The 12,764-nt window shown below is 31.7% G+C and carries 15 protein-coding genes; 1 reads left to right on the top strand and 14 read right to left on the bottom strand.

All coding sequences use genetic code 11. The features are described 5' to 3' along the window. Nucleotides 1-24 precede the first annotated feature (24 nt). The 11 genes from QSV08_RS18590 to QSV08_RS18640 form a co-directional block, all read right to left on the bottom strand. The gene (locus tag QSV08_RS18590) at nucleotides 25-639 is read right to left on the bottom strand and encodes a hypothetical protein (RefSeq protein WP_324025198.1); all 615 of its coding nucleotides are present in this window, start codon (nucleotides 637-639) and stop codon (nucleotides 25-27) included. Further along, nucleotides 629-1,690: a YHYH protein gene (locus QSV08_RS18595; RefSeq protein ID WP_324025199.1), complete on the bottom strand. Its 1,062-nt coding sequence runs from the start codon at nucleotides 1,688-1,690 to the stop codon at nucleotides 629-631. Before QSV08_RS18595 ends, QSV08_RS18590 begins: the two co-directional genes overlap by 11 nt. Nucleotides 1,691-1,855: 165 nt before the next feature. After that, nucleotides 1,856-2,716, bottom strand: coding sequence for an SDR family oxidoreductase (locus tag QSV08_RS18600; RefSeq protein ID WP_324025200.1), 861 nt, complete (start codon nucleotides 2,714-2,716; stop codon nucleotides 1,856-1,858). Nucleotides 2,717-2,767: 51 nt separating this feature from the next. Then, nucleotides 2,768-3,319: a TetR/AcrR family transcriptional regulator gene (locus tag QSV08_RS18605; protein WP_324025201.1), complete on the bottom strand. Its 552-nt coding sequence runs from the start codon at nucleotides 3,317-3,319 to the stop codon at nucleotides 2,768-2,770. A gap of 304 nt (nucleotides 3,320-3,623) precedes the next feature. Beyond that, nucleotides 3,624-3,983 (bottom strand): hypothetical protein, encoded by a 360-nt coding sequence (locus tag QSV08_RS18610; RefSeq protein ID WP_324025202.1) that lies wholly within the window; start codon nucleotides 3,981-3,983, stop codon nucleotides 3,624-3,626. Between the two features lie 15 nt (nucleotides 3,984-3,998). Beyond that, on the bottom strand, nucleotides 3,999-4,598 hold the full coding sequence (locus QSV08_RS18615; protein ID WP_324025203.1) for a hypothetical protein: 600 nt from the start codon (nucleotides 4,596-4,598) through the stop codon (nucleotides 3,999-4,001). Nucleotides 4,599-5,018: 420 nt separating this feature from the next. Beyond that, nucleotides 5,019-5,444: a hypothetical protein gene (locus QSV08_RS18620; RefSeq protein ID WP_324025204.1), complete on the bottom strand. Its 426-nt coding sequence runs from the start codon at nucleotides 5,442-5,444 to the stop codon at nucleotides 5,019-5,021. Between the two features lie 20 nt (nucleotides 5,445-5,464). Continuing rightward, nucleotides 5,465-6,133 carry an SMI1/KNR4 family protein gene (locus QSV08_RS18625; RefSeq protein WP_324025205.1) on the bottom strand — a complete coding sequence of 223 codons (669 nt, stop codon included), beginning with the start codon at nucleotides 6,131-6,133 and terminating at the stop codon, nucleotides 5,465-5,467. Between the two features lie 142 nt (nucleotides 6,134-6,275). After that, the gene (locus QSV08_RS18630) at nucleotides 6,276-6,905 is read right to left on the bottom strand and encodes a hypothetical protein (RefSeq protein ID WP_324025206.1); all 630 of its coding nucleotides are present in this window, start codon (nucleotides 6,903-6,905) and stop codon (nucleotides 6,276-6,278) included. A gap of 123 nt (nucleotides 6,906-7,028) precedes the next feature. Further along, a complete protein-coding gene (locus QSV08_RS18635) occupies nucleotides 7,029-7,601 on the bottom strand; it encodes an SMI1/KNR4 family protein (RefSeq protein WP_324025207.1) in 573 nt (190 codons plus the stop codon). 210 nt (nucleotides 7,602-7,811) lie between these two features. After that, nucleotides 7,812-8,810 (bottom strand): hypothetical protein, encoded by a 999-nt coding sequence (locus QSV08_RS18640; protein ID WP_324025208.1) that lies wholly within the window; start codon nucleotides 8,808-8,810, stop codon nucleotides 7,812-7,814. A gap of 358 nt (nucleotides 8,811-9,168) precedes the next feature. Between QSV08_RS18640 and QSV08_RS18645 the strand changes: the two genes are divergently transcribed. Continuing rightward, complete coding sequence (locus tag QSV08_RS18645; protein WP_324025209.1) at nucleotides 9,169-9,375, top strand: hypothetical protein; 207 nt, start codon at nucleotides 9,169-9,171, stop codon at nucleotides 9,373-9,375. Between the two features lie 451 nt (nucleotides 9,376-9,826). Here QSV08_RS18645 and QSV08_RS18650 read toward each other — a convergent pair whose 3' ends face one another. From QSV08_RS18650 to QSV08_RS18660, 3 genes are all read right to left on the bottom strand, one after another. Then, complete coding sequence (locus QSV08_RS18650; protein WP_324025210.1) at nucleotides 9,827-10,378, bottom strand: hypothetical protein; 552 nt, start codon at nucleotides 10,376-10,378, stop codon at nucleotides 9,827-9,829. A 76-nt stretch (nucleotides 10,379-10,454) separates the two neighbouring features. Continuing rightward, nucleotides 10,455-11,789: a hypothetical protein gene (locus tag QSV08_RS18655; protein ID WP_324025211.1), complete on the bottom strand. Its 1,335-nt coding sequence runs from the start codon at nucleotides 11,787-11,789 to the stop codon at nucleotides 10,455-10,457. A 163-nt stretch (nucleotides 11,790-11,952) separates the two neighbouring features. Beyond that, nucleotides 11,953-12,573: a tetratricopeptide repeat protein gene (locus tag QSV08_RS18660; RefSeq protein WP_324025212.1), complete on the bottom strand. Its 621-nt coding sequence runs from the start codon at nucleotides 12,571-12,573 to the stop codon at nucleotides 11,953-11,955. Nucleotides 12,574-12,764 lie beyond the last annotated feature (191 nt).

Below are 12,764 nucleotides of genomic sequence, written 5' to 3' on the forward strand. Positions count from 1 at the left end.
TAGAACAAAGTGATGAAGATATTTTTATTTTTTAGAAATAAAGAGAAGCAGACCTCCAATTATTAAAGTAATAAGATAAGGTAAATACTTCAAGGATATATAATCACTTTTAGCTGTTGGCACAATCCAATTTTCATCTTCTAGAATAATGTTTAGTTCGTGTTGATTATCGCGCTGTAAAGTGAATTTTTCTTCAGGAAATCCAACCAATAAAAAGATAGCAACAGATTGGCTATTGTGTAAATCCTTAAATAATGTATTCTTTAAATAGATGTGATTTACTTCTTTAGGTAGACTATTTATTTCGGCAATTATTTTGGTTTCATGACCTAATAGTACTTTCGAATTCTTAAACTTAATAGTGTCATTGTTGTTAAGAACAAAAGAGAATCTAGACTTGAAAAGTTGAAGTACAAGGTTTTGAAATTCTTCGGGAGATTTATAGGCTCCTTCGCCGTTTACGTAATTTACCTCTTGCTGAAAAGCCGTTAATGAACTGGTTATTTGTAAAACAATTTGCCCGTTTTCGGTTTTAGAGATGATGATACTAGAAAAATCAGGACTATGGGCAAATGCAGTAGTACTGACCCATAGCAAACTGAAAAGTAAAAATTTTAGCGCAGTATTTTTATAAGGCATATTCACCACGTAAGCCGTCAATAAAATTATTGTTTCCGGCTTGATCTACATGATAATGGTATCCTCTAATTTCATCGTAATGACCACGAGATTCATCTAAATCTTCGTATGATTTTCCTTCTGCATTAGTGTTTCCGAAGATTCCGTATCCATCGAAAGCATAACCGATCATAGCGGCGTGATTGTCTGGTTGTTCAATTTTTTTAGAAACTCCTGTTGCCGCATGGTAATGGTAGCCAGCGTTTAAATTTATATGTCCGCCTGCATCATCAAAAGGAGCAATGGTGTATGCACCTAAAATGGCATCTACAGGTGCCGGAGCGTCAAAAACAACACCGTTAAAAGCTAAGCCTCTATTAGATGGCATAGTAGAACCACCATTTGGTCCGCAATGACCTTCTGGGCCTCCATTCGGTGTTGGTCCTGGTCTTTCATGTCCGTCATCTGGTCCACCTCCAGGAGGTGGTCCGCCACCTGGTCCATTTGAAAAAGCATATGGTTTAGCCGCTTTTTTAGGAGTTACAGGTATATAATAGGTGTGGGTTATATCACCTATATAAGATGGTAAACATTCTACACAAAAATTTTCATATTCTTCACCAACATTAGGGTTTGCGGCATCTTCACATTCTTGTTTTGAACTTGTTTTTGTAATCGCACCAGTTTCGTTGTCGTACATCATCCAAGTTTCATCATCATAAAATGTACTCAGGTTTTTTACAAATTCGCCATCAACATCGTAGACTTTACCATCTTCTAACCAAATACCACCCGCAGAAGCATCATCAGAAATATTATCAGGACACCAAGGGCCCATTTCGTGATCAGTAGGGGTTGAGGTCACCACAAATTTAAAACAATCGGCAGTAGAGCCGTCAGAAAGTTCTCTGCTTACAATAGAAATCGGCTCAGCCAATCCGCCAGAAATAAAATTCTCTTTCTTTACCGAAATGGTTACTTCGTCAGTAGTAGCTGTCGATTTTGTGTCTTTGCACGCTGTAAAAATGAATAGCAATACTGGTATCGCTAAAATCTTAAAATGATTTTTCATTGTAACTCCCTTCTTGTGGTTAGTACTATAAAGTTAAGAACTTTGAATCTCTTGGCGTTTATTGTGCCAACTTATCTGTCGTAAAAGAGCCTGATTTATATTATTAATAGTGAATAGCACATCAAATTTTGTGATAATATAAATCAGACATGTTTTGATGTTCTATTATAAAAAAGTCTGCTTAATTTGTTGAACCAGTTTAGTGCCATCTGGATCTGCTTGTGTTTTTAAGTTACAAAAGTCTTCTGCCCATTTAGACGTACGAATACGCAAGGGTGGCTGTTCATTTTTTGCCACTTCTAAGGCAACTGTGGCTACTTCTAAACCCGTCTGGTAAACTTGTTCTTCACTCTCTTGTGCCCTTTTTTGATTCCCTGCCATATATCTTTCAAAAATAGGTAGGTATTCACCAGTTGCGAACTCACCATCGACAGCGGTTTTACCAATAGCAGAAGTCATAAATTCAGTAGAAATTCCGCCAGGTTCAATACAGGTGAATTTAATATTAAAGGCACGGCCTACATAAGTAGCAAGACCTTCCATAAAACCTTCAACAGCAAATTTTGCACCACAATACAGTTCGTTAAAAGGCTGACCAACCAAACCACCAACGGAGGTAACCGATATAATTTGACCAGATTTTTGCTTTCTCATATAAGGTAATACCGCTTGTGTACAGAAAACTACACCTAAGTAGTTGACATCGGTAACCCATCGAATCTCAGCCTCTGTGCTTTGTTCAGTTGTTTTTGCAAAACCCGCACCAGCATTATTGTAAAGCACATCTATTCTGCCATCTTTCTCTATGATAGTTTCAACGGCAGTAGCAATAGACTTCGTGTCAGTTACATCTAAAGTAAGAATCTCAATATCTAGGTTTTCTTCTGCAATGCGTTTCTCTAATTCAACAGCTTTTTTAAGATTACGCATACTAGCGTATACTTTAAAATTATTTTTAGCAAATAAGATGGCGCTTTCAAAACCTACACCTGTTGAAGTACCTGTAATTAATATATTTTTTTTCATGATTATATATTTAGTGGAGTGAATATTCATTCCAGATTTTAGATAAATTTTTTATGCTTTAATTCCGTCCCAAACCAATTGTATTTGATTTTTAAGGGATGATTTTTTAATTTCTGACTGATTAAAATACCATCTTAAATACGATAACACGGCACCACCAATAAACATCAATAATTCATCAACTTCAATGGCTTTGATAATGCGTTCTTGTTTGCCCTCTACCAATAAGTCTTTTACCGGATTAATGGCTTTTGCACCCTCTGTTCGTATTTCTTCTGTAATAATGGGCGAAGCTTGTAACTGCTCCATAAATTTAAAATTCTCTGCATTTGCAATAAAAAAGTCAATTATAGCGGTGAAATAGGTCTCGAATTGGGTTTTAATAGGTTGATTGGCATCAAATTCTAAAAACAGTGCTTTTTCTTTATTCTTAATGTTGATGTAAATTTCATTGATAAGAATATCTTTATTTGGGAAGTAATTATAAATAGTTCCCATGCCAGTACCGGCAGCTTTCGCTATTGCAGACATGGGTGTGTTGTGTACCCCTTTCTCTGTAAGTAATTTAAGTGCAGATGATAATATGGCTTCTTTCTTATTCACGAAGCAAAGATATGTAGTTTGGAATGATTATTCCAAAATTATTAATTTTATTTTGATTTTGATTTTTTCTTGCTAATTAAAACTAATAGGGCAACTAACAGATTAAAGATGAAGAAATAGATCCAAATATGGTTAGCAAACTCAGTGCGGCAAGGTGGGCAGGTGTAACCAGACATGCAGGGTTCGCATAGAATTAGATAAGGGTCTATTAAGAACCTGATTAAAAGGAGGATGTTTCCAATAATCCAAAGGGCAATAATGCGATTCTTATTTTTCATTTTGATCTGAATCTTAATTATATTTTTTAATAAAATTCAATCTCACAAGCGGATAAACTAAATTGCCTGCCATCAGATAATTCAATATTCCCATTAACTATTTTACCGTTAATAAGATTCAATTTTTCTGCACCTAAAGTAATTTCTTCACGCCACCCTTCAATATCTCCTTTATATGATAATGTATGAAATAATTCTCCGTTAGGTAATGTTAGCCTGCAGTTTTCAGAAATGATGCCGCCATGTTTAGCGATTTCAAATTGTGAAGTGATTAGGTCAAACAAACCGTTTTTGTTATTTGTAAAATTGTCATTTCCATCATCACTGATGTATTTAACCTCTCTACCTTCAATTATTGTTTCTCCAGGAATTAATCGTTTATTCATACTCGCTTATATTGTCTAACACTGCCATAAAAATTTGCCTGTATTGCCTTTTGGGCAATCGAATAAATACCCTACACCAGCGCCGCCAAAGTTCATGGCTGTTTTGTGGTCTGGACCTTCTTCTAATTGAGCTACGAACCTCATTTTTTCGTCACAACAGTCGCAGTTTGGTGTTTCATCATTTTGAATCCAATCTGGTTCACCATATAAAGCACCTAATATATCTCTAGGGTTTTCTTCGCATTTTTCTCGTGCTTCATCATAATTATCTGCTTCAATTTCAAATATGGTAGCACTATATTCTGTATTTCTTGTTGTATTTGTTTCTGTTTCCGGATTAAAATATTCAAGATTTTCATCTGCGATAATAAGCACTTTATTTCCGCCTTCATTAGCATCCCATTCATCGCACATACCTGGGTCATTTTGGCACATAAAAATTAATTCTAATCCAATGTCTGTTTTTATTTTTCCTTGATATTCCATTTCAGAACTACAGGTTTCACACTTTGGCCATTCAATATTTTGATCTACCCCTTTTACAGGTAAACCGCCGAAACTTGTTTTGTTAGATAACTGTTCTTTTGAAGGTGTGTTTATTAATAATTTTATCATGGTTAATGTTTTTATGTAGGATTAAATATACTCTATCAAGGCAATTAGTTGTTTAATTTTTTATTGCTGAACACAGTTAATAGGGCAATCAGCAGATTTCAAATAAGAAATAGATCCAATGGTTTACCTTTCTTGACTTTGTAAGGTTATCGCGTGCACCTGCTATTCTTCGCAACAAAGACTAGTCTGCCATGTAATTTTTAGTTTCTTTATTTGGATATAAAAAATCTCTGTAAAAAGTCCATTCAGCATCTTCTCCCATGTTTAGATAGAATTTATAGTTGGAATAGTTGCTTTTATAAAAATTTTAATTTTTTTTCATTTTAGTAGGTTGCAATGAGATATAACTGGATAATAACAAATCTAAAAAGTACAAATTTGGTTTAGTATAAAGCCTTTTTTGGTTAGTAGTATTATTAACTACAGTTTTATAAATTCAGTTACAATTCTTCTTTTCTCAGAATCAGTATATTTTTGAAATTGTTTAAAACTCATTTCTTCAACCTCCATAATTCCTTTTTTTATTTCAGTATTACTGTTTACAAATGAGTTGCACTTAGGGCATACTCCCTTTTGTACATATGTTGTGTTTATATTTATTTTATCAGCAATTTCTCCTAAAGTATTACGAATAATTATTCCTTTAGTTAGACTAGTATCTTTTAGTTCTGAATCAATTATGGTAGAGATATATTCCCAAGTTTGATTATTAATAGCACATAAATACCTCGCCCCATTTCCACTAGAATCGAAATATAGAAACTCACCGTAGCTCATGTCGCTTAGTTCAGGCAAATCAAATGTATAACCGCAATGGCATTTAGTTTCGAAGGTGGCAATTTCCATATATTTTATAATAGTGATTATTATTTTATGAATTGTTGATACCAATTAAAAAATTCATCTTCTGAAGTTTCACTATCGATTCTAGCAGGATGTTTTACAATTTCTATAGCCGTCTTCGGAATGTTTTGATGAAACGTATCTTGAACCCATTTTTGGAATTCTAAATTAGGTTTTACGATAAATTCTTCGCCATTTTCATTGGGTGGATATGGAAAATTTTCATCCCAACATATTTCGTCATAGCCAATAGCTAAAAGTCGTATAAAATCAATCATGTTATCAGCTAAAACACATGATAACATTGAGCCAGAGCCCGACCCCAAATGAACAACTTTTAATTCGTTCTGATTATTTAACCAAAGGGCAGATTGAGAACCTTCAGCACCGCTTTGAGCAAAAACACATAATCTAGCGTTGATTTCTTCATTGTCTTCACCACCGAACCAATATTTTAAATTTTCTGTTCCGCCTGCTGCAAATTCAATTTCAGTACCACCTTCTCTTTCGGTATCGGTCCAGCTTTCTTTTAACTTTTTTTCGGGGTATAGAAAACCAATTCTATATCCATTTTTATTGTCAACATACAGGTTGTTGTTTTCAATCCATTCATATAATAGATGTAACTCTTTGGGTATGGTCATACCCGCAGGGAGTACCTTTTCTAATTGAGTTATTAATTTATTTGTCATGCGACGGATTTGTTTTTAATAAAATTCATTAATAGGGAAACTATACATGTTGCTAAGCCTAATTATATGTGCAGCTAGAACTAAAGCTCTAGTCGATAAGCAACTATTTTTTGTTTTCAAATTTAAATCAAGCTTAAAGAAGCTATTTAATCTTTAAAATATTTGAACCATTCTCGCCAATAATTTGAAATAATTTATCGTTTTTATATTCAATTAAATAAGAAAAATTATTTTCAGGTACATTGCTGATACCGTCTATCGTATCAATTGTTTCATTTATGTAATCTATTCTTTTAGATATTCGAATTTCTATTAATTGATCATTCGAGTATATATAATGTTCTGTAAATGCACCGTATATACTTGCTTGTGTTTTATCTACTATCTTATTATTTTGGATAGAAAAAATAGTAAGCCCTCTTAATTCTTGGTCATCTTCATCAATAGAAACATTTATTATTTTAATCTTGTTGCTTTGATCATATGAAAATACAGACATTCCTGTTAATTCGTTACCGTTCCAGTTTTTTAAAGTGGCTAACTTATTCTTGTGATACAGCGCCTCTGTTATTATTCCTGTTTTAGGTTTTTCTTCAGATATATCAGTAAAGGTCAAGTTACCTCTAGATCGTTCAATATGTAAAGGAGTTAAATCAAACATCGCATTAGAAGACCATTTTGAATTTTCACCTTCTATTGGTTGTAGAATTAATTCTTCTGATTCAATTTTTTTATATGTCTTAAAAAAGTCTAATTGTATTTGATCTAGCATTTATGATTTTTATTGTTTGCCTACGAATAGGTAAAAACAAGTTAATATATTTAAAAACACACAGACCTTTGCTTTAAAATATATTTTGATGAAATTGATAATGAAACATGATATAAGAGGTCTTTATATCCAATCATTTTTAAAAATTAGGGTAGGTTCATCATCTTCAATTTCATAATCTTTACTTTCTAGTTTATGCATTAGTATTTCGCTAAATTCAAGAAACGAATCTGCTAAAACAATATTATTGTCTTCGTAATCCATGCCTGAAAATAGTTGAAAAATTTGTCCGAATACACCATTTTTACCAGGGTTCATATCTAAAATTAAATAACTAGAAGCTTCACTTGCGATTGGAAGCCAATTTTTGTCCCATTGTTTTGGTTGTATTTTATTTTCAGAGATCGAAGCTATAGATTCTTCATCTGCCCATAACTCATTTTGCATTTTTACTATTTCAAGTATTTCTTTTACAGGAATAAAGGCATAATAATTAAAGGGTTGAATTTCAAAGTTGTTATGATTCTGTCCATTATATACTCTTAAATAGTTAATAAACTCAATCGGAATTTTTTGATCAAAATGAGAGTTCAGTACGTTTATTTCAGAATCTGTGGCGGGTCGGTTGAAAGAGTTGCCTGCTTTATGATCAATTGAATTTATTTTCAATTGAATGCTATTCCATATGTTTTTCATTAGATACATTTTTATTAATGAAATGAAAATGGGGTTGATTTTAATAAGTAATTCAGTCAAAATAATTCTTTGGTTCCTCGCAACATTAGTAATCACTTTTTGCCGCCTCAAAGTTTCTTTTTGGCAGTTTTAGCCATCTTGAGTTTTTTTTGTAGAATCTTTAAGCGCTAGTTGAAGAACCAGAAATTTCCACAAATAGTAATTGTTTTTCTATGTAGTTTTTACTTTTTCTTTGAACCAAGTCAATTCTGTTTCATCCATTAATTCTATTTTTTTGGTTCTTATAAAATCGATTAATTTATTTACTTTCTTATCATCGTACGTTGTCAAAAAAGTGAGAATATGAACAAGTTCAGGTTTACTGCCGCCAACATATATCATATTCGTTTTTCTTTTTTTAGAAAGTATATTTTTAGCTCTTTTGATTAATAGGTCAATAACACTTTCGCCTCCAAATTCGCAAAGTACCTGGGTAATCATAGACTTGACATCATTATTTCGGTTGGTCTGAAAAATTTCAATAAAGAAATCTAATTCTTTGGCACCGTTAATTTCTCTCACTGCATTTATGGCTGAATTTACAGTAAAAGCTTTGCTGTTATTTTTAGCGATTTCTTTGATTTGAGGAAGTGATTTTGTGGTACCGTGTTTGGCTAATACACCGCAGATGGAGCTTAACTCATGTGGCTTCTTCTGGTTTTTTTCTATTAAGTCTAAGCAAACATCTTCTATTCTATTAGAATATGATTTATCTAGTTTCTTCCATAAGCCTAAAGCGCTTAATTTGATTTGCCAATCTTTGTCCTTAATTAATTCAAACAGGTATTCTTTCTCGTTTATAATTTCAAGTTCTGAATTATTTAAAGAAGACAAAGCAACATCGCGAACCCACCTAGTTTTTTCTTGTTTTATAAATGTAATGATATAATCGGCTATCGAGTTTTCTTTGTTTTTATCAGCTAACGGTATTAAAACGCGAATGATATTTATTTTCTCTATGGTTATCTTTTCTTTATTTAAACGTTCTTTTAATGGACTAATCCATTTAGGGTCAGAGAGCTTCTTTGATTCAATTCTTGCATTCCAAGAAACCGTTAAGTTAGTCTGATAGCTAACCCCTTCAGGTAATGTTAGACCAGGTCTCAAATCATTATTTTCTAACCTTTCAAATAAATCGTCTAAATAATCCATAGTATATTTCTGTTGCATTTTAAATTACAAGAACGTCTTAATTATTTTTACATCGGCAGTAAGATGACTTTTTGCTTCTATCTATTCTACTGTCTAAAGCTTATTACTTGCCTGTGCCGAACGATTGCACTCACTGGGGTAATCTATTTGAAGTTTCGTTAAATGCACGTTAGACTTTAAATATAATATTTTATGACCTATTTCTTAACGCCGTTTTTATCTTTTGCAGTGCGTTTACGGTAGGTGGGTGATTTTTTATTTTATTTGGTACTTTGTGTTAGTTGAGAAGCTTGCGTAACAGGTTTGACTTGTTTTAGACTATCTGCCTAAACTAGCTATTTTTTTAAGTATTTTAGACTTGTGAAAACTCATTTTTATGTCAATAAAAATTGTAATATTAGTTGTCTTTGGAATTTGTCTTTTAGGTTGTGAAAGTGATTTCGAGCAAGGAAAATGTGATGAAGGTTATTTTGAACAAGATAATGGTCAAGGAACTGGTGGTTCGTATTGTGTGCCGATTAGCGGGGAAGATGGCTTAGAAAAAACCATTAATGACAATAAAAATTTGAATAAGGTAGATTGATAAATTATTGTAGTGCTTTTGTTTCTTTTCTAAAGCTTAATTCAGCGCCAATAGGTATTGTATTTGGTTGCTTTATTAATTTGAAAGCAAGTAGTTCTTAGCAGAGAAAATACTTTTTATATTTTTAGTTCAAGTATTCTTTAAAATAATTTAAAAATAAAAAGAGTATCGTTGGCAAAATTCCAATAATGACGAGACCAACAATGGAAATCCAATATTGATAATTTTTCTTCTCTTTTTTTATACTACTAATAATTATAAAAATCAGACACAATAAAAGTAAAACTGTTTCTAATATTCCAAAGTATAAATAAGCTTCTGCTGTGTTGTTTCCGTCATGGAATATACTCGTATAGCTAATTGTAAGATAAAAGGTAATTACATTAATTATTAAAATCCAAATCATAAAATGGAAAGCCCATTTTTTGAAATTTATACTATCCATTTTAGTCTAATTTTTCAGTTTATTTTTAAACAATTCAGCTAGTTTTTTTCTTTCATTTTCGTTTTTCAATACGTTCTGTAGCCATATTTGCGGTTGATCAATTGCACTTTTAATTTCTTTGTCTTTATAGGCTTGAAATTCTGAAAAGTCATACCAATTTTTTTTGTGAATGTGTTGAAGGGAATATACTGCCATTTCACCATTTGTCGCTTCGAAAAATGGGCAAGTATGTACTTTCGTTTTCGTTGTGTCAGAGAGTTTTGTGATTAAAAATTCAGTCAATTTTCTTTTGTCGTTTTCTGAGAATTTTTTCCATTCGGTTTCGCTAAAAACCATTGTAGGGATTTCTCTTTTAGTTTCTTTGAAATATTGTCCACCACCTAAACAACCGCCTTTTTCTAAAACCATTAAATTCCACTGTTCAGCAATTGAAACTGTTTGCTTTGGTTCAATCAATTCGGTCTTCTCAATGTGAACGATTTCTGCTTTTGGTTCTGATTGATTTTTACATGAAAACAATAATAAAGTTAGAAGTAATATGGTAAATGCGTTTTTCATTTCTAAAATTGTTACGGGTTCGTGTTCGAGTATTTTTCTAAAGAAAATAGAAGCTAGCAAATAGTTCGGCTAGTATTTAAATTTCTTGTAGGTGCATTTTATAATATTTATTTTCAATCATCAAGAAAATAGTTGTGTTATCTATCCAAAAATAACTTTCAATATAATCTAACGAAAAGATACTTGACATACTAAGCATATACTCTGGTTCATCGTCTATAATGTTTTTTTCTAAAAAATGAACATTAGATTGTCCGCTATAATATCCATTAAATCGAAAGGTGTTTTGTGGAGATGGCGTGTAGTAATCTGGGTTTCCTATTCGGTTAATATCATCTTTACCATTTTTTAAGTTTATTAAGTAATCTGAAGAATGACCGCATTCTAACAACAAATAATGGTACTCTGGGTAATAAGCAGTAATTCCACATTCATCAAGATAAGCACTAGTTTCTTTGTCGTTATCTGTTAGTATTTTTTTTATAGTGTAATAACCATCTTCATTGATTTTTCCAATCAATTGATTCTTTAAAATTGTTTTAATTTTTTTTATGTCTGTTACTTTTTCGGTACTGGGATTCCCTTTTTTATGTCGTTCTGCCGAATTAAATTCTTCTTTTGACACTTCATCAATAATCACATTATAATCGTTTGTAATGATTTCAATGTGTCTTTTTGCAAAAGCACCAAAAACATATCCTAATTGTTGTAATGAATCTTTTGTTGCAATTTTTAACCAGTGATTTTTTAGATATTTCCCATTGTCAAATACTGATGTAGAATCTATGTTTCCGTCGATAGACAAGTAATCGAAAACTTTTAAATTAGCTGCTTTTGCTACTTCTGAACTTTGAGTCGTTGGTTTATTACGTATTCTAATTCCTGATGGTGTTTTTATAACTACCTGATTTTTTATAGGCTTAAAACCCTTATTTGTAATGGAGTATTTTTTTACTGTATACTCAGGATTATTATATATGTTTTGAGCATTGATGGTTATAATATTATAGTCAATCCATGAGTTTACGCCATAAAAACCTTCGGCATTATCATATGATGTCTCATCGATTCTATCTATAACATTTAGCGATTTGTCTAGCAGTAGAGCAAAATGAATATCTTCAGTTTCCCAATACTCTGAGAAGAAAAGGATAGTTAAGTTGTTTATTTCATACTTACCAGTAATATAATATTCGCTATGTTTTAAGGGTTTTAAATTTAATTTTTTCAAAACATCAGTTTCGTTTTGTATCGAAAACCCTTGTTTTTCACCTGCACTATCATAATAGCTAAAAGGGGAATAATAATCTGTAGAAAAAGGTGCCTCATTAATTATCTGTTCTAAAGTTTTTTGCCCTATAACAGATTGAAATTGAAACAGTACTAATAGCAATAAAAAGGTTTTTTGCATCAATAAATTGTTTTGTGTCAGATTTTATTTTCTGGAAGTTTTTAAATAATTTCCAACATTTAGTATAAGAACAATTGCGGGTTAGCATTTGAGTATTCTTCTATAGAAAATAGAACCTAGCAAACCGTATGGTTAATATAGACAGTATATAAAACACTAGTTTTTATAACCCGTCTGGTGTGCAGTTTTTTATTTTTTCGGTCAAATCCTTTATGTGATATTCAGTATTTCCGATTCCTTTAAAATTTGCTTTGATGTATTCTAAATCGGTTTGAGCTTTTTTACAGTCATTTCTGCCTAGATAATTTAATGCTCTATGAACATAGGCTGTAGATAAGATGTCTTTGTCATCTGTGTTTTCAATAACATAGTTGGTAATTACAACGCCTTTATCAAACTCTTTAGTATAGAAGTAGGTCAAGCCTAAATTAATTGCTGCAATATGATATGTTGAATCTGAAACTTCGTAAGATTTTTGGTAATACTTTATTGCATTATTATAATCAGAATCTAAAAATCTATTTAACCCTAAGTTACTTAACGTAGCTGCATTGTTTGGGTCTAGTTTTAAAGATTTTAGAAAAACTGCTTTACCTTTATCAAAGTCTCCATTTTTACTAAATTCTATTCCTTTTTCGTTAAGTTCTTCTGCATCTTCATTTTCGTAATTATCACCAGAAATAGATTTGTTTTGTTCATCGTTAATTGATGTTTTTTTATTGTCTTTACAACTATTTAAGGAAGCTATAAGTAGTAAAGTAAATAGAAATTTATTCAGGTTCATTATCGTTTTTTGTTTAGATAGTTGCCATTAGCTAAGGCTGATATTCTTTCTCCAATTTTCTCATTAGAATGAAAGTTTGGTTTGAATTCGAGTCATTCAATTTCTTGCGAATTACTGGCAACGCTTAAGCTCTTATGTTTGGTTCTTAGTTTGAAGGTAAGATAATTATATAAATCAAAAAAGGGACAGCC

Origin of the sequence: Maribacter sp. BPC-D8 (assembly GCF_035207705.1) — a bacterium.
Lineage (GTDB): Bacteria > Bacteroidota > Bacteroidia > Flavobacteriales > Flavobacteriaceae > Maribacter.

What these genes read in the sequence shown, in the direction of transcription:
- QSV08_RS18590 (WP_324025198.1), bottom strand. Translation starts at nt 639, where the DNA reads ATGCCTTATAAAAATACTGCGCTAAAATTTTTACTTTTCAGTTTGCTA.
- QSV08_RS18595 (WP_324025199.1), bottom strand. Translation starts at nt 1,690, where the DNA reads ATGAAAAATCATTTTAAGATTTTAGCGATACCAGTATTGCTATTCATT.
- QSV08_RS18600 (WP_324025200.1), bottom strand. Translation starts at nt 2,716, where the DNA reads ATGAAAAAAAATATATTAATTACAGGTACTTCAACAGGTGTAGGTTTT.
- QSV08_RS18610 (WP_324025202.1), bottom strand. Translation starts at nt 3,983, where the DNA reads ATGAATAAACGATTAATTCCTGGAGAAACAATAATTGAAGGTAGAGAG.
- QSV08_RS18615 (WP_324025203.1), bottom strand. Translation starts at nt 4,598, where the DNA reads ATGATAAAATTATTAATAAACACACCTTCAAAAGAACAGTTATCTAAC.
- QSV08_RS18620 (WP_324025204.1), bottom strand. Translation starts at nt 5,444, where the DNA reads ATGGAAATTGCCACCTTCGAAACTAAATGCCATTGCGGTTATACATTT.
- QSV08_RS18625 (WP_324025205.1), bottom strand. Translation starts at nt 6,133, where the DNA reads ATGACAAATAAATTAATAACTCAATTAGAAAAGGTACTCCCTGCGGGT.
- QSV08_RS18630 (WP_324025206.1), bottom strand. Translation starts at nt 6,905, where the DNA reads ATGCTAGATCAAATACAATTAGACTTTTTTAAGACATATAAAAAAATT.
- QSV08_RS18635 (WP_324025207.1), bottom strand. Translation starts at nt 7,601, where the DNA reads ATGAAAAACATATGGAATAGCATTCAATTGAAAATAAATTCAATTGAT.
- QSV08_RS18640 (WP_324025208.1), bottom strand. Translation starts at nt 8,810, where the DNA reads ATGCAACAGAAATATACTATGGATTATTTAGACGATTTATTTGAAAGG.
- QSV08_RS18645 (WP_324025209.1), top strand. Translation starts at nt 9,169, where the DNA reads ATGTCAATAAAAATTGTAATATTAGTTGTCTTTGGAATTTGTCTTTTA.
- QSV08_RS18650 (WP_324025210.1), bottom strand. Translation starts at nt 10,378, where the DNA reads ATGAAAAACGCATTTACCATATTACTTCTAACTTTATTATTGTTTTCA.
- QSV08_RS18655 (WP_324025211.1), bottom strand. Translation starts at nt 11,789, where the DNA reads ATGCAAAAAACCTTTTTATTGCTATTAGTACTGTTTCAATTTCAATCT.
- QSV08_RS18660 (WP_324025212.1), bottom strand. Translation starts at nt 12,573, where the DNA reads ATGAACCTGAATAAATTTCTATTTACTTTACTACTTATAGCTTCCTTA.